Origin of the sequence: Candidimonas humi (assembly GCF_019166065.1) — a bacterium.
Classification (GTDB): Bacteria; Pseudomonadota; Gammaproteobacteria; order Burkholderiales; family Burkholderiaceae_B; genus Candidimonas; species Candidimonas humi.
This window is the reverse complement of sequence record NZ_JAHTBN010000001.1, coordinates 727,605-743,442: the sequence shown is the minus strand read 5'-3', so window position 1 is coordinate 743,442 and position 15,838 is coordinate 727,605. Positions and strand designations below refer to the sequence as shown.

Annotated in this window: 11 protein-coding genes; 3 read left to right on the top strand and 8 right to left on the bottom strand. The window is 66.4% G+C overall.

Features of this window, described 5'->3' with window-relative positions; translation table 11 throughout:
* Positions 1 to 359: 359 nt before the first annotated feature.
* The 8 genes from KVP10_RS03220 to ompA form a co-directional block, all read right to left on the bottom strand.
* On the bottom strand, positions 360 to 3,107 hold the full coding sequence (locus tag KVP10_RS03220; RefSeq protein WP_217962991.1) for a WG repeat-containing protein: 2,748 nt from the start codon (positions 3,105 to 3,107) through the stop codon (positions 360 to 362).
* Positions 3,108 to 3,377: 270 nt separating this feature from the next.
* The gene (locus KVP10_RS03215) at positions 3,378 to 4,553 is read right to left on the bottom strand and encodes an iron-containing alcohol dehydrogenase (RefSeq protein ID WP_217962990.1); all 1,176 of its coding nucleotides are present in this window, start codon (positions 4,551 to 4,553) and stop codon (positions 3,378 to 3,380) included.
* Positions 4,554 to 4,567: 14 nt separating this feature from the next.
* Positions 4,568 to 5,956: an aldehyde dehydrogenase family protein gene (locus KVP10_RS03210; protein ID WP_217962989.1), complete on the bottom strand. Its 1,389-nt coding sequence runs from the start codon at positions 5,954 to 5,956 to the stop codon at positions 4,568 to 4,570.
* 49 nt (positions 5,957 to 6,005) lie between these two features.
* Positions 6,006 to 7,391 (bottom strand): glutamine synthetase family protein, encoded by a 1,386-nt coding sequence (locus KVP10_RS03205; protein WP_217962988.1) that lies wholly within the window; start codon positions 7,389 to 7,391, stop codon positions 6,006 to 6,008.
* 82 nt (positions 7,392 to 7,473) lie between these two features.
* Entirely contained in the window at positions 7,474 to 8,268 is a 795-nt protein-coding gene (hisN, locus tag KVP10_RS03200) for a histidinol-phosphatase (RefSeq protein ID WP_217962987.1), read from the bottom strand.
* A 50-nt stretch (positions 8,269 to 8,318) separates the two neighbouring features.
* Positions 8,319 to 8,984, bottom strand: a complete 666-nt coding sequence (gph, locus tag KVP10_RS03195; protein WP_217962986.1) for a phosphoglycolate phosphatase — start codon at positions 8,982 to 8,984, stop codon at positions 8,319 to 8,321.
* Positions 8,985 to 9,000: 16 nt separating this feature from the next.
* Entirely contained in the window at positions 9,001 to 9,780 is a 780-nt protein-coding gene (gene ubiG / locus KVP10_RS03190; RefSeq protein WP_217962985.1) for a bifunctional 2-polyprenyl-6-hydroxyphenol methylase/3-demethylubiquinol 3-O-methyltransferase UbiG, read from the bottom strand.
* Between the two features lie 100 nt (positions 9,781 to 9,880).
* Complete coding sequence (gene ompA / locus KVP10_RS03185; RefSeq protein WP_217962984.1) at positions 9,881 to 10,459, bottom strand: outer membrane protein OmpA; 579 nt, start codon at positions 10,457 to 10,459, stop codon at positions 9,881 to 9,883.
* A 511-nt stretch (positions 10,460 to 10,970) separates the two neighbouring features.
* Between ompA and gyrA the strand changes: the two genes are divergently transcribed.
* The 3 genes from gyrA to pheA are packed head-to-tail and all read left to right on the top strand — an operon-like array spanning position 10,971 to position 15,836.
* Positions 10,971 to 13,631, top strand: a complete 2,661-nt coding sequence (gene gyrA, locus KVP10_RS03180; protein ID WP_217962983.1) for a DNA gyrase subunit A — start codon at positions 10,971 to 10,973, stop codon at positions 13,629 to 13,631.
* Entirely contained in the window at positions 13,628 to 14,758 is a 1,131-nt protein-coding gene (gene serC, locus KVP10_RS03175) for a 3-phosphoserine/phosphohydroxythreonine transaminase (protein ID WP_217962982.1), read from the top strand. Before gyrA ends, serC begins: the two co-directional genes overlap by 4 nt.
* Positions 14,751 to 15,836, top strand: a complete 1,086-nt coding sequence (pheA, locus tag KVP10_RS03170; protein ID WP_217962981.1) for a prephenate dehydratase — start codon at positions 14,751 to 14,753, stop codon at positions 15,834 to 15,836. Before serC ends, pheA begins: the two co-directional genes overlap by 8 nt.
* Positions 15,837 to 15,838: the final 2 nt, after the last annotated feature.

Below are 15,838 nucleotides of genomic sequence, written 5' to 3'. Positions count from 1 at the left end.
AGCATCGAAGTTGCCGGCTCGCGCCGCTTCGCCGGCTTGCCGCAGCGCCTGCCGGAAGGCGGATTGTTCGGTCGCGGCAGCCGTGCCTGCCGGGGCTCCGCCGGGCGGGGCGTCGGGCTCGGGAGCAGCCCGGGGCCCGGAGGCGGCTGCGGGTACGGCCTCGTGTTGGGCGGCAGGCTGGGGGGCGGCTGCAGGAGACGATGGGGTTGGCGGGGCCGCGAAGGCCTTGCCCGCCAGGAGCGGGACGCAGAGCAGGGCCGCGGCGATGCGCGGCCGTAGCGGTTGATGCGGCGGGGCAGGCCGAAACAGCAGGCTTGCCGGGTATGTTGAGTGTAAGGAGTATCGGGGCATGGTCGGAGTCAGTTTTCTTGTTCTTGCGCTGCTGCAGAATCGGGGCCTGCCGGGGCCGCGTCGCCGCACAGCAACACCGGGCTGTCCCCATCGTAAAGCTGGGTGCATTGCAGGCTGGGTGCATAGCGTCGCCCGTCGTAGGCGTAATAATCCACCTGGTGTTCGCAGCAGCTTACGTGCTGCTGGGTGCGCAGCACGGGCAGCCCATTGTGGACGGCGTCGGTGCCTTCCAGCGGCCGCAGGTAGCCGCCGTAGTTTTCCAGCACGATACGCCATTGCGGCGGCTCGCCCTTGCCGGGCCGGTCGCGCAATAGCAGCCAGAAGGGAGCGTTGTGCGCATCATTTTGCTGGACGGCGAGGACTGCTGCGCGGCCGTCCAGGCTCAAGGCATGGAATACAAGCCCGTCTTCTTCCGGCTTGTTCTCTTCCGGGCTGTTGTCCGTTTCCGAACCGGGGTCCGCTTCGAAATTCTTGCCGTGCTGTACGATCAGGCGCCGCAAGCGTACGCGCAGCGCGGGCTCCACCGGGCGGTCCAGCCATTTCAGCGTTGCAGGAGACTGGGCGCATTGCCGGGCCGTGTCGGCCAGGCGCGCCTGGAAAGCGCGCATGGCGTGTTCCAGGCAGGCGCTGTCGCGGCATTGCGCCAGTTCCTTGTCGTACGGCCGGCGCAGCGCCATGAAATCCTGCGGCACGCAGGGGCCGGACTGCGCGCCGTAATAGGCTTTTTCCGTGGCGCGCGACAGTGCGCGCAGCGCCGGGTCGGCGCAGATCGCGTGGTCCGCGGCATCCTGCGCTGCGGCTGGAGCGGGTTCGGCTGCCGGGTCGGCGACGTAGCAGCGGTCCAGGGTCTGTTCGATCACGGCGTCGCCCCGGGCGGCATCGGTGTACAGCGGAAACAGCGCGGCGTAGCTCGCCAGCACATGCCCGCCGCGATCGATCAGCACTGCGTCGCCATCGTGGGTGCGCGCCGTGGCCGCGCCATGTACGAAGGGCGAGATCGATGTATAAGGCGCCAGCTCCGTCACGCGTGCGCCATGGGCGTCATATACCTGGTCCTGCGCGCCTTGCGGGGTGTCGCGATGTATGAGCCACCATCCATCCCCCAGGGGCCGCGGGTCGCCGGAGAATCGCTGCAACGGAACGATCAGATGGCCGTCGGTGCCTATCAGTCCGGTCTGCCTGTCGGGGCCGTAGATCTTCCATGCGAACTGCCGATTGCCGAGCTCTCGCACGCCCTCCGGTTCGTACAGGCTGGTGTCGGGCAGGCGCGTGCCGTCGGGTCTGAACAGCACTTGGATTGCGCCGTGTCCGTCATGGGCCGCTACCTTGAACGACAGCAATTGCGGCGACAGCACGCGCACGTCCGCGTATTGCGGCGGCACCAGCCATTTGCCTGCCGGGTTTGCCAGCCCCCAGCCGGAACTGTCGCGGACGATGAGCGTGCCGGCGGGGCCGGCCTTGATGTCCAGGTATCGCATGGCCAGCGTCGGCTTGCCCAAGGTGTCCAGCACGCCATAGCGCGGGGCGGTATTGCCGGAGTCGGAGTCCGAGTAGGCGAGATGGCCGGCATCCAGTGGCAGCAGGCGAGTATGGGTCGCAGCAATGAGCAGGCGCCCGGAGATGTCCACGGCGCCCAGGCCTTGCGGTCCCGTGACCAGGGCGTAGCCCAGCGCGCGGCTGCGGCCTGCGTCATAGGGGCACAGGCCGGCGGGTAGCGGCACGCGCGATCCGTCGTCGCGCAGATAGTGGGCGCAATGGCGTTCGCCGGATGGGAAGGCGGTAATGAGCAGGCTGTCCCCGTCCGGGTAGATCCCCGCGTAGCGCCCGGGTGGGGCGATCACGCGGCCCCAGCGGTCTATCAGGCCGGCGCCTTGCGTGGTCGAGATCCTGGCATAGTTGCCCTCGAACGGATTTGCGCCGGCATAGGTGGGCGCGACCACGAATTCCAGCTTCGGTCCGATATAGCCGAAATGCTTGCCGTCGCGCGAGGCGGGCGCCAGGGTGTCGTCGACCGGCAAAAAGTAGGCCAGCCGCAGCGCAGGCTTGCCATGGCCGTCGACGAACACGTAGCTGCAGGCCGAGGCGGGCGCGTCGGGGCTCGGGCAGTCGTGGTAATAAGGGTGGCCCTGCCATGCGCCCACCATATTGCCGTTGCGCGCCAGCACCACGCGGCCGTGGAAATCATAAAGAACATATTCCGCGACGGGCCTTGGCGGCGCGGGCGCTACGACCTTACCATCGCTACTGCTACTGCTACTGCTACTGCTACTGCTACCGTCGCTACCGCTACCGCTGCTGGCATTGCTGCGCTCGGCGCTATCGTCGTCCTTGACCGGTGCGGGCGACGACGCCGCAGTTGCGCCGGCCGGCATATCGGCCTCGGCGAGCAAGAACGGTTGGTCCTGCACGACATACAGCGTTTTATAGACGGGCGGCACGAGGGTATGGCCGTCGGCATCGATGGCGCCGCTGCGCCCCTGGTAGGTATAGAGCGCCACCGGCCCGTCGAACGACTCTACGTGTTCGTACAGGCGCCTCGAGACCAGCGCGCCATGCTCGTCGACCAGCGCGCAATAGGTATCGCACAGCGCATAGCGTGGCCCGGAGGCTGCCGGCGTTGCTGCAGGGGCGGGGGCTGCCGTGGCCGCCATGGCCGCGACCGGGCCGGCCAGCAGCACGCAGGCCGTGGCGGCCATGCCTCGGGCGATCCGGTTCGTCCATGCGAGCCACGGCATCCGGACGGTTGCGGCGGGCATGGATCTGGACCTGGATCGGGGCATGGCTGGCGGTATTTTGTTTCGGCTTCGCTACTTTACCTGCAGCGGTGCGATGCTGGGGGCCTGCAGGACCTCACTCGCACGGGGCGTCGCCCGTGCATGGCCTGTAAACGGCGCCATATCGGCGCGGGAACCGCATCCGGCATATTGTGAAAATCTGCAAGCAAGATTTGCGGCAGCCCGGCAAAGGCCGCCGCCGTGCAGCCTCGGCCCGCGGTATCCGCTGGGGACCGTGTCTTGCCCAATGGCTCAGAGTGTTCCGGCCAGGGCGTGCTCCAGGATATGCGCATATTGTTCGGGGCTATAGGGGATGGGGTTGGTGGCGGCCGAGCCGTCGGCTGCCGCCATTACGCCTATCTCGGCGCAGCGCCCGGCGGGAATGCCGATTTCGGCCAGGCTGTGGGGAATGCCTATCGAGGCACGCAGGTCCAGCACCCATTGCAGGAAGCCGTCGAAACTGGCGGCGGGCAAGTCCATGTAGCGCGCCAGCGCGGCAATGCGATGCTCGATGGCAGCACGGTTGGCCTTGAGCACGTAGGGCATGAGTATGGCGTTGAGCATGCCATGATGGGCGTCGTATAGCGCGCCCAGGGGGTGGGCCAGCGCGTGCATGGCGCCCAGGCCTTTCTGGAAGGCGGTGGCGCCCATGCTGGAGGCCACCAGCATATGATGGCGCGCCTCGATGTCCGAGCCGTCGCGCACCGCGTCCGGCAGGTAGCGCTGCACCAGGCGTATGCCTTCGATCGCGATGCCGTGCGCCATCGGGTGGTGCATGGGCGAGCACAGCGCTTCGAGATTGTGCGACAGGGCATCCATGCCCGTGGCCGCGGTCAGCATGGCCGGCAGGCCTGCGCACAGCTCGGCGTCGAGTATGACTGCGCCCGGCAGCATGCGCGGGTGGAAGATGATGCGCTTGACGTGTGCCTGTTCGTCGGTGATGACTGAGGCGCGCCCCACCTCGGAGCCGGTGCCGGCAGTGGTCGGCACGGCCACGACCGGTGCTATCGCCGCAGCGTCGGCGCGCAGGTAGTTCTCGCCTATGTCTTCGAAGTCCCACAGCGGGCGGCTCTGGCCGGCCAGCAGGGCGATCGCCTTGGCCGCGTCCAGCGCCGAGCCGCCGCCGAAAGCGATCACGCCGTCGTGGCCGCCTTGCCTGTAGGCCCGCACACCGTCCTCGACATTGCCGCCGGTGGGGTTGCTCTTGATGGCCGAGAACAGCGCGCCTTCCAGGCCCGCCTCGTGGCAGCCTTGCAGCGCCAGGCCCACCATGGGCTGCGGCGCGAGCCCCGGGTCGGTCACCAGCAGCGGGCGGCGCATGCCTTGCGCGGCGCACAGCGCGGGCAATTCGGCGATACGGCCGGGCCCCGCCTTGATTGCGGTGGGATAGTTCCAGTTGGCGTGCAGCGAAGGGTAATCGGCGGTCATGGCGGTTCGGCTTGCTACAGCAGGCGCAGATGGAAGGATTTGGCCCGGGTCAGGGCCTCATAGCCCAGCACGGACAGGGACACGCCGCGCCCGCTGTTCTTGATGCCTGTCCAGGCCAGGGCCGGATCCAGGTAATCGCAGCGGTTCATGAAAAATGTGCCTGTTTCCACGTGCTGCCCGATGCGCAGCGCGGCCTCGGTATCGCGCGTGAAGACCGCGGCGCTCAGCCCGTAGGGGCTGTCGTTCATCAGCTCGACCGCCTGCATGTCGCTGTCGACCGGCATGATGCCGGCCACCGGCCCGAAGCATTCCTGGTTCATGACCGACATGCCGTGGTCCACGTCGACCAGCAGGGCCGGCGCCATATAGGCCGTATCGTCGCGCGCCATGCCGAAACGGGACGCATCGATGAGATTGCGCGCGCCCTTGTCCAGCGCTTCGCGCAGCATGCCGCGCACCTCGCGCGCGGCGGATGCGCGCACCATCGGCCCCAGCGTGGTGGCGGGATCCAGCGGGTTGCCCAGCACGTACTGGCTGGCCAGCGCGACGGCGCGCTCCACGAATTCCGGATAGACGCGCCGTTCGACATAAATGCGCTGTATGCCGCAACAGGATTGGCCCGAATTGAAGTAGGCCCCGTCGACGACGGACTGTGCGGCCTGCGCCAGATCGGCGTCGGCGCGCACGTAGGCCGGATCGTTGCCGCCCAGTTCCAGCCCCGTGCCTATGTAGCGGCCCGCCGCCGCGGCCTCGACGGCCTTGCCGCCGGAGACCGAGCCGGTGAAGGACACATAGTCCACCTCGGGCGCCTGGATCATGCGCTGCACCGTGGCGTGCGCGGCGTGCACATACTGGAATACGCCCTCGGGCAGGCCGGCCTGGATGAATGCTCGATGCATGATTTCGGCGCACAGCGGGGTCTGGCTGGAATGCTTGAGGATCACGGCGTTGCCGGCCACCAGCGCGGGCACGATGCTGTTGACGGCGGTCAGCAGCGGATAGTTCCATGGCGCTATGGTCAGCGCCACGCCCATCGGCTCGCGCGCGATATAGCGCCTGTAGCCTTCCTTGGGCGGCAGGTCCAGCGGCGCCAAGGCCTGCGGCGCGATGGCGATCATGTGGCGCGCGCGTTCTTCGAAGCCCGCGACCTCGCCGGGCGTGTAGCGCAGCGGCCGTCCCATCTGGCGCGTGATGGCTTCGGCGATCTCGTCCTTGTCGCGCACGAAGCGTTCGACCGCGGCGCCGACGGCCAGGCAGCGCTCGGCCAGCGGCACGTGCTTCCAGGCGCGCTGGGCATTGCGGGCGCGGGCCAGCACGGCGGCGATCTCGGCCTCGGAGGTGTAGGCGCGGCGCAGCAGTTCCTGCCCGTCGATGGGACTGATGGTGATGAATTCGGAGGACATGGGATTCCTGTGGGGCCGATTGTTGGGGCAGTATGCGAGCGCGGGCGGCTCAGATGATCTCGAAATAGCGCGCCAGTTCCCAGTCGGTCACGTGGCGGCGGAACTGGCGCTCTTCCCATTCGCGGGTGGCGGCAAAGTGTTCGACGAAGTCGTTGCCGAACAATGCGCTTGCGGCCTGCGACTGGCGCAGGCGCTGCGCCGCGTCCCAGAGCGTGGCGGGCAGCTTTTGGTGCGCGGGAAAGGCCTGGGTGTAGGCATTGCCCGTGACCATCGGGTCGGGATCGAGGCCTTGCTCGATGCCGGCCAGGCCCGAGCCCAGGGCGGCGGCCAGCGCCAGGTACGGGTTGGCATCGGCCGAGCCGATGCGCACTTCGATGCGCTGCGATTTTTCCGAGCCGGGTATGACGCGCAGCGCCGTGGTGCGGTTTTCCACGCCCCAGGTCGCGTCCAGCGGCGCCCAGTACCCCGGCACCAGGCGCGAGTAGCTGTTGATGGTCTGGGCATACATGGCCATGAATTCCGGCAGGTAGCGCTGCACCCCGGCCAGGAAGCGGCGCTGGATGCGGCTCATGCTGTGCTCGCCGCGCGCGTCGTAGAACACATTGTGTCCGCTGGCCGCGTCGCGCAGGGACAGGTGGATATGGCCGCTCTGGCCCGAGTATTCGGGCGACCACTTGGCCATGAAGGTAGCCATCAGGCCGTTGCGTTCGGCCAATGCCTTGCAGAATGTCTTGAACAGAAAGCCTTTGTCGGCGGCATTGGCGATGGCGTCGACCTCCAGCGCCGCCTCCAGCACGCCCGGCCCGGTTTCGGTGTGCAGCCCTTCGATGGGCATGTCCATCTGTTCGGTGAGCTCGACCAGTTGGGTATAGAAGTCGGCATTGACGGTGCTGCGCAGCACCGAGTAGCCGAAATTGCCGGGCGTCCAGGTTTCCAGGTCGCGATAGTTTTTCTTGCGCACCGACTTAGGCGTTTCGTTGAACATGAAGAATTCGTATTCCAGCGCCGCGTCGGCTTCGAAGCCCATGTCGCGCGCCTTGTCGACCATGCGGTGCAGCAGGCGGCGCGGACAGATGGAGGCCGCCTTGCCGTCGAGCTCGGCAATGAAGAACAGCATGTCCTCGCCATTCGGGCCCTGTTCCAGCGGCAGGCGGCGGCAGGATGCGGGATCGATGCGCACCTGCGTGTCGGGGTAGGCGGTATGCCAGCCGGTGTAGCGCACATTGTCGTACATGGCGTCGTTCGAATCCCAGCCCATCACCACGTCGCAGAAACCCAGGCCAGATTCCAGCGCCGACAGGAACTTGTGCTTGCGCATGTACTTGCCGCGCATGATGCCGTCGATGTCGGACAGGCCGATCTTGAAATGCGACAGGCCGCTGGCCCGTACGAAATCGATGGCCTCTTCGGTGCTGCGGATGTCGCGCTCTTGCATGTTAGTCCCCCGGCCTTGCAGTGATGGTGAGGTGTTTCTGTGCAGCAAGCGATCTGTCTCGGCCGCGTCCGGCCCGTGGCGCCTATGCGACTATGCGCTCCAGTGCCTGCGCGTGCAGGGCAGGGTTGGCCGCGGCCAGCACCTGGCCGCCGGAGCCCATGTGCAGCGGGCAGCCCTGCCAGTCGGTGATGACCCCGCCGGCGGCGGTGATGACCGGCGCCAGCGCCAGGTAGTCGTAGGGCTGCAGCCCGGCTTCCATGACCAGGTCGATGTGGCCGGCGGCCAGCAGCCCGTAGCTGTAGCAGTCGCCGCCGTAGCGGCGCAGGTAGACGGAGCTCGTCAGTTTTTCAAAGGCGCGGAATTCTTCGGCATTGAAGATCTCGGGCGCGGTGGCATAGAGTATGGCCCGGTCGAGCGTGGCCGTGTCGCGGGTGCGGCAGGGCTGCCCGCCGAAAGTGGCCGCGCGGCCCTGCATGCCGGTCCAGCGTTCGCCGGTGGCGGGGATGTCGATCAGGCCGAAGACCGGGCTGCCGCGATGCAGCAGCGCCAGCAGCGAGCCCCACAAGGGGTTGCCCGAAATAAAGCTGCGCGTGCCGTCTATGGGGTCGATGGACCAGACGAATTCCGCATCGGTATGGTCGAGCCCGAATTCCTCGCCGAGAATGCCGTGCCCGGGGTAGCGCCGGCCGATGGCCCGGCGCAGCGCCTGTTCGACTTCGCGGTCGGCGATGGTGACCGGGCTTTCGTCGGCCTTGGTGTCTATGGCCAGCGGGTGGCGGAACCATTGCAGGGCGATCTGGCGCGCCTCGGTGGCGATTTCCTCTGCATAGCGGCCCATCTCGGCCAGTTGTGCGGGATCGATGGAAGGCTGGTTCATTGCGGGTTTCTGCTGATGTGTCGGTGTGGGAAAGCCCGGGCTCTTGCGGGTCAGGCTGCCGCCAGTCGCTGCACGACAGCCCAGATTTCCTCGGGACTGTGGGCGATGGCGTCGGCGTTCCAGTCTTGCGTGGCCGTGTCGCGGCCGCAGTAGCCGTAGGCCGCCACGACCGTGCTCATGCCGGCTGCGCGCCCGGCGATGATGTCGCGCTGGTCGTCGCCCACGTAGACGCATTGCGCCGGCGCCACGCCGGCGCTGCGCGCCGCGTGCAGCAGGGGCTCGGGGTGCGGCTTGGTGTGCGCGGTGGTGTCGCCGCCCACGGTGACGGCGCAGTCGCGGTCCAGGCCCAGGTGCCGTACCAGCGGCAGCGCCAGGTATTCCACTTTATTGGTGACGATGCCCCAGGCATAGCCGTGGCTTTTCAAGATGTCGAGCAGCCCCGGGACGCCCGGAAACAGCTCGGTGCGGGAGGTCATGTCCTGTTCATAGTCGTCCAGGAACTGCTGGCGCCAGCGCGGATAGTCGGGATGGTCCGGGTCCATGCCCAGGCTGGCCTTGAGCAGCCCGCGCGCGCCTTGCGAAGCCATGGGGCGCAGCGCTTCATAGGGCATGGGCGGCAGCCCCTGGCGGGCGCGCTGCTTGTTGGCGGCGGCGGCCAGGTCGGGCGCGGTATCGGCCAGGGTGCCGTCGAAGTCGAACAATATTAGTGTTTTCATGAAATTCGAGGCGGCACTAGGCTACGCGGCGCGTGGCCAGCAGGTAGTTGACCGAGGTGTCGTCGTTCAGGCTGTAGTGTTCGGTGACGGGGTTGTAGCGCATGCCCGCCATGCGCAGCACGTCCAGCCCGGCCTGGCGGGCGCAGGCGGCCAGTTCGCTGGGCTTGATGAAGTTTTCGTAACTGTGGGTGCCGCGCGGCAGCAGGCGCAACAGGTATTCGGCGCCCAGGATGGCCTGCACGAAAGACTTGGTGTTGCGGTTCAGGGTGGAGAAGAACACCCATCCCCCGGGCTTGGCCAGGTGCGCGCAGGCAGCCACCACCGAGGCGGGCTCGGGCACGTGTTCCAGCATTTCCATGCAGGTGACGATGTCGTAGCTGCCGGGCTCTTCGGCTGCCAGTTGTTCGGCGCTGATTGCCCGGTAAGTGGCGGCCACGCCGGATTCCAGCCCGTGCAGCCGCGCCACCTGCAGCGATTTCTCGGCCAGGTCTATGCCGGTGACGATGGCTCCTTCGGCGGCCATGCTCTCGGCCAATATGCCGCCGCCGCAACCCACGTCCAGCACGCGCTTGCCGTCCAGCGGCCCGGCCAGGTCGCGCACCCAGCCCAGGCGCAGCGGGTTGATGGCATGCAGGGGCTTGAATTCGCTGTTGGGGTCCCACCAGCGCGCCGCCAGCGCGCTGAACTTGTCGATCTCGGCCTGGTCGACGTTCGCGGCCCTGTCGGGCTGCCCGGAAGAGGAGGAGGGGGCCGAGCCGGTCGCAGCCGAGCCCGAAGAGGATGTCGCAGTGGTCATGATGGGTACTCGCAGGCACTGTAACCGCAAAGCCGCCGGCAAAAAAACGAAGGCCCCGCGAACGGGGCCTTCATTGTAACGGCTATTGAAACGGCCGTAATTACTTGCGGGTGCCGACGATTTCGACTTCCACGCGACGGTTCTTCGCACGGCCGGCAGCAGTCTTGTTGCTGGCGACGAAGTTCGTCTTGCCCTTGCCTTCGGCGTAGATGTGGTTGGGATCCACACCACGGCTGACCAGATAGTTCTTGACGGCGTCGGCACGACGCTGCGAGAGCTTCAGGTTGTAGGCAACGGTACCGATGGAGTCGGTGTAGCCGGTGGCGATGAGGGTTTCGAGGTTGATCGACTTGACCTGATCGGCAACCTGATCGAGCATCTGGCGGCCGGCAGGCTTGAGGGTGGCCTTGTCGAAGTCGAAGAAGGCGTCGGCGTTCAGAACCACCTTGGTCGCGGTCGGGGCAGCAACGGGAGCCTGGGCAACCGGCACGCCGTCGCAGCCGGCGATACCCGTGGCGGGCGTCCAGAAGTTGTCGCGCCAGCAGAGTTCGCGGGTTCCGTTCTTCCATACGTCGCCGAACGGGTTACGCCAATTGTCCACGGTTTGCGCCGAGACAGCACCAGAAACCGTGACGGTGGCAAGGGCAAACGCTAGTGCGAGTTTGGAGGGTTTGTTCATATTTCTCCTCGTTGAGCTTAATGCTGGTAAGTGACCGCAGCGAACCCCCGCCGCATATCAGGAAAACGTAGCCAGTATAGCAACGCCGTGAAGTCAATCAAATAATCGCGCTGGGTTTCATGCGTGTTGAGGGAATGTTAAGGCATTTCCACGCCGTTAGTTAAGCGGGTTTTACGCTGGATGCATAGATATTCGGATTTCTACGCCTGTCGGCCGGTTATTGTTGGTTTTAGACAACAAGGCCTGTGGCTTTAAAGTGGTTTCTCAAGTTGCCGAGGGAGCGGGGGGCGCCAGACGCCGCCGGCCCGGACGCCGGTTTGCCCGACTGGACCGGCTCGTCCGGCCAGCTTGTGGGGGACGGAACCGCCGCGCCGGGGAACAGAGTGGCCTCGCAGACCAGTGCGGCACCCCTTTTAGCGTCAACAGGCCCCAGGGGGCGGGATGCTAGAATTTCCTATTCGCCTGGCCCCGGCCATTCCCGAAATACCGTTACAACAACGTTTGGATACTTATGGATTCCTTCGCCAAGGAGACTCTTCCTATTTCCCTGGAAGAGGAGATGCGCCGCAGCTACCTCGACTACGCAATGAGCGTCATCGTGGGCCGGGCGCTGCCGGACGTGCGCGACGGCCTGAAGCCCGTGCATCGGCGGGTACTGTACGCGATGCACGAGCTGAACAACGATTGGAACCGCGCCTACAAGAAATCGGCGCGTATCGTCGGCGATGTCATCGGTAAATATCACCCTCACGGCGATTCGGCGGTATACGACACTATCGTGCGCATGGCCCAGGATTTCTCCCTGCGCTACATGCTGGTCGACGGGCAGGGCAACTTCGGCTCGATAGACGGCGACAATCCGGCCGCCATGCGGTATACGGAAATCCGTCTTGCCAAGATCGCCCACGAGTTGCTGGCCGACATAGACCAGGAAACCGTGGATTTCGGCCCTAACTACGATGGCAGCGAACAAGAACCGCTGCTGTTGCCGTCGCGCCTGCCCAATCTGCTGGTCAACGGCAGTTCCGGCATTGCCGTGGGCATGGCGACCAATATCCCGCCGCACAACCTTGCCGAGGTCGTCGACGGCTGCCTGTACTGCCTGCGCCACCCGCAGTGCACGGTCGACGAACTCATAGAGCTGATCCCGGCGCCCGATTTCCCCACCGGCGGCATCATCTACGGCATGTCGGGCGTGCGCGAAGGCTATCGCACCGGGCGCGGCCGCGTGGTCATGCGCGCCAAGGCGCACTTCGAAGACGTCGACAAGGGGCACCGGCAGGCCATCGTGGTCGATGCCATTCCCTACCAGGTCAACAAGAAGTCCTTGCAGGAACGCATTGCCGAGCTGGTCAACGAAAAGAAGATCGAGGGCATTTCGGACATCCGCGACGAGTCCGACAAGGACGGCATGCGCCTGGTCATAGAGCTCAAGCGCGGCGAAGTGCCCGAAGTGGTGCTGAACAATCTGTACAAGAACACGCAGTTGCAAGACACCTTCGGCATGAACATGGTGGCGCTGGTCGACGGCCAGCCGCGCCTGTTGAACCTGAAGCAGATGGTCGAGTACTTCCTGGCGCACCGCCGCGAAGTGGTCACGCGCCGCACCGTGTTCCAGTTACGCAAGGCGCGCGAGCGCGGCCACGTGCTCGAAGGCCTGGCAGTGGCCCTGGCCAATATCGACGATTTCATCGCCATCATCAAGGCCGCGCCTACGCCGCCGGTGGCGCGCCAGGAATTGATGGCGCGCAGCTGGGATTCTTCGCTGGTGCGCGAAATGCTGGCCCGCGCCGACGACGGCACCACGCCGGGCGGCCGCGCCGCCTATCGCCCCGACGGGCTGGACCCGAGCTACGGCCTGCAGGACGACGGCATGTACCGCCTGAGCGATGTCCAGGCGCAGGAAATCCTGAACATGCGGCTGCAGCGCCTGACCGGCCTGGAGCAGGACAAGATCGTCGGCGAATACAAGGACGTGATGGCGGCGATCGCCGACCTGCTGGACATCCTGGCACGGCCCGAGCGCATCACCACCATCATCGGCGACGAACTGCTGGCCATCAAGGCCGAGTTCGCTACCGGCGCCAAGGACACGCGCCGCTCCGAGATCGAGCACAACGCCACCGAGCTGGACACCGAAGACCTGATCACCCCCATGGACATGGTGGTGACGCTGTCGCAAACCGGCTATATCAAGAGCCAGCCGCTGTCGGAATACCGGGCGCAGAAGCGCGGCGGTCGCGGCAAGCAGGCCACGGCCATGAAGGAAAACGACTTCGTCGACCAGTTGTTCATCGCCAATACCCACGACTACCTGCTGTGCTTCTCGGATCGTGGCCGGGTGTATTGGCTGAAGGTCTGGGAAGTGCCCCAGGGCACGCGCAATTCGCGCGGCCGGCCCATCGTCAATATGTTCCCGCTGGTCGACGGCGAGAAGATCACCGTGGTGCTGTCGGTCAAGGAATTCAGCGAAGACCACTACGTGTTCATGGCGACCTCGCGCGGCACCGTCAAGAAGACGCCGCTGTCCGATTTCTCGAACCCGCGCAAGGCCGGCATCATCGCGGTGGCGCTGGACGAGGGCGATTTCCTCATCGGCGCCGACCTTACCGACGGCGAGCACGATGTGATGCTGTTCTCCGATGCCGGCAAGGCCGTACGCTTCGACGAGAACGACGTGCGCCCCATGGGCCGCACCGCGCGCGGCGTGCGCGGCATGACGCTGGAAGACGGCCAGTCGGTCATCGCGCTGCTGGTGGCGGGCGACGAGTCGCAAAGCGTGCTCACGGCCACCGAGAACGGCTTCGGCAAGCGCACTTCCATCGTCGAGTACACGCGCCACGGGCGCGGCACCAAGGGCATGATCGCCATCCAGACCAGCGCGCGCAACGGCAAGGTGGTGGGCGCCGTGCTGGTGCGTCCGGACGATGAAATCATGCTGATCACCACCGGCGGCGTGCTGGTGCGCACCCGCGTGTCCGAGATCCGCGAAATGGGCCGCGCCACGCAGGGCGTCACGCTGATCAACGTCGACGAAGACAGCACGCTGTCGGGCGTGCGGCGCGTGGTCGAAAGCGATGCCGACGAAGACGAATCCGATGAACAGGCGCAGACGGACGCCAGCCAGGCCGGCGGCGATGCCGGCGCAGAACCCACCGAGGAGCCCTCATGACGCGGCCCTGGAATTTTTCGGCGGGGCCGTCGGCCCTGCCTCTCGAAGTGCTGGAGCAGGCCGCGGCCGAAATGACCGACTGGCACGGCTGCGGCATGTCCGTGATGGAAATGAGCCATCGCGGCAAGCAGTTCATGCAGATCCGCGACGAGGCCGAGGCCGACCTGCGCGAGCTGCTGAACGTGCCCGCCGACTACGAGGTGATGTTCATGCAGGGCGGGGCTACGGCCGAGAATGCGATCGTGCCGATGAACCTGCTGGGGCGCGCCGGACATGGCCGCGCCGACTACGTGCTGGCGGGCATCTGGTCCAACAAGTCGCACAAAGAAGCGCAGCGCTACGGCGACATCGCCGTGGCGGCCTCCAGCGGCGAAGCCGCGCAGATCGACGGCCGCCAGCAGCAGGCCTGGACCTGGTTCCCCGAGCCGCAGGCCTGGCAGGTGCGCCCCGACGCGGCCTATGTGCATGTTTGCAGCAACGAGACCATAGGCGGCGTCGAATTCGTCGACTGGCCCGACATGGCCGCGCTGGGCGCCGCCGATGTGCCGCTGGTGGTGGACGCGTCCTCGCATTTCCTGTCGCGCCCGATCGATTTTTCCAAGGCCGCGCTGGTGTATGCCGGGGCGCAGAAGAACGCCGGGCCGGCTGGCGTGACGGTGGTGATCGCGCGCCGCGACATGATCGGCCATGCACTGCCGATGTGCCCCTCGGCCTTCGACTATGCCAACGTGGCCGCGAACCAGTCCATGTTCAACACGCCGCCCACCTACGCCATATATATAGCCGGGCTGGTGTTCAAGTGGATCAAGCGCCAGGGCGGGGTACAGGCGCTGGAAAACGCCAATATCGCCAAGGCCGCCGAACTCTATGCCAGCCTGGACGACTCGCAGTTCTACCGCGCGCTGGTGCATCCGCGCTGGCGCTCGCGCATGAATGCGCCGTTCTTCCTCGCCGACGAATCGCTCAACGCCGCTTTCCTGGCCGAATCGCAGGCCGCCGGCCTGCTGCAGCTCAAGGGGCACAAGAGCGTGGGCGGGATGCGCGCCTCCATATACAATGCCATGCCCCTGGAAGGGGTGCGGGCCCTCATCAATTTCATGCAGGACTTCGAACGGCGCCATGGATGATTCCCTCACCGAACGCTTGCGGCCGCTGCGCGAGCGCATCGACTCGCTGGACGAACAGATACTCGAGCTGCTGAACCAGCGCGCCCGCGCCGCGCAGGAAGTCGGTGCCGTCAAGCACGCCTTCGATGCCGACGGCCCCGTCTTCAAGCCCGAGCGCGAGGCCATGGTGGTGCGCCGCCTGCAGGACGCGAACCGCGGCCCCTTCACCGGACAGGCCGTGGACGCGGTGTGGACGCAGATCATCTCTGCCTGCCGCGGACTGGAAAGCGCGCTAACCGTGGCCTACCTGGGGCCGCAGGGCTCGTTTTCCGAGCAGGCCGCCTACGAGCATTTCGGGCAGAGCATCACGCCTTTGCGCTGCAACAGCTTCGACGAAGTCTTCCGCGCCATCGAGGCGGGGCAGGCCAATGTCGGCATGGTGCCGGTCGAGAACTCCACGGAAGGCGCCGTCAACCGCACCCTGGACCTGCTGCTGAATTCGCCATTGAAGGTGCTCGGCGAGCGTTCGATCAAGATCCATCATTGCCTCATGACGCGCACCGGCACGCTCGACGGCGTGCTGCGGGTCATGGCGCATCCGCAGGCGCTGGCGCAGTGCCAGAGCTGGCTGACCCAGCATTGCCCCGGCCTGGCGCGCGACGCGGCTTCCAGCAACGCCGAGGCGGCGCGGGTCGCCGCCGGCGATTCCACCGTGGCGGCCATCGCCGGCACCACGGCGGCCACGGCCTGGAACCTGGGCATCGTCGCTTCCGGCATCCAGGACGACCCGCAGAACCGCACGCGCTTCCTGGCCGTGGGCGCCATGGACACCTTGCCCAGCGGCCACGACAAGACCAGCGTGATTCTCGCGGTGCCCAACCGCGCCGGCGCCGTCTACGAGATGCTGGCGCCGCTGGCCGAGCACGGCGTGTCCATGACGCGGCTGGAATCGCGGCCCGCGCGCACCGGGCAGTGGGAATACTATTTCTACGTCGATCTGCTGGGCCATCGCGACGATGCGCCGGTGGCGCAGGCCCTGGCCGCGCTGAAGAAACAGGTCGCCTTTTTCAAGGTGCTGGGCTCTTATCCGGCCCAATGAGG

Coding starts and splice junctions, on each gene's coding strand:
- KVP10_RS03220 (WP_217962991.1), bottom strand. CDS start 3,107: ATGCCCGCCGCAACCGTCCGGATGCCGTGGCTCGCATGGACGAACCGG.
- KVP10_RS03215 (WP_217962990.1), bottom strand. CDS start 4,553: ATGACCGCCGATTACCCTTCGCTGCACGCCAACTGGAACTATCCCACC.
- KVP10_RS03210 (WP_217962989.1), bottom strand. CDS start 5,956: ATGTCCTCCGAATTCATCACCATCAGTCCCATCGACGGGCAGGAACTG.
- KVP10_RS03205 (WP_217962988.1), bottom strand. CDS start 7,391: ATGCAAGAGCGCGACATCCGCAGCACCGAAGAGGCCATCGATTTCGTA.
- hisN (WP_217962987.1), bottom strand. CDS start 8,268: ATGAACCAGCCTTCCATCGATCCCGCACAACTGGCCGAGATGGGCCGC.
- gph (WP_217962986.1), bottom strand. CDS start 8,984: ATGAAAACACTAATATTGTTCGACTTCGACGGCACCCTGGCCGATACC.
- ubiG (WP_217962985.1), bottom strand. CDS start 9,780: ATGACCACTGCGACATCCTCTTCGGGCTCGGCTGCGACCGGCTCGGCC.
- ompA (WP_217962984.1), bottom strand. CDS start 10,459: ATGAACAAACCCTCCAAACTCGCACTAGCGTTTGCCCTTGCCACCGTC.
- gyrA (WP_217962983.1), top strand. CDS start 10,971: ATGGATTCCTTCGCCAAGGAGACTCTTCCTATTTCCCTGGAAGAGGAG.
- serC (WP_217962982.1), top strand. CDS start 13,628: ATGACGCGGCCCTGGAATTTTTCGGCGGGGCCGTCGGCCCTGCCTCTC.
- pheA (WP_217962981.1), top strand. CDS start 14,751: ATGGATGATTCCCTCACCGAACGCTTGCGGCCGCTGCGCGAGCGCATC.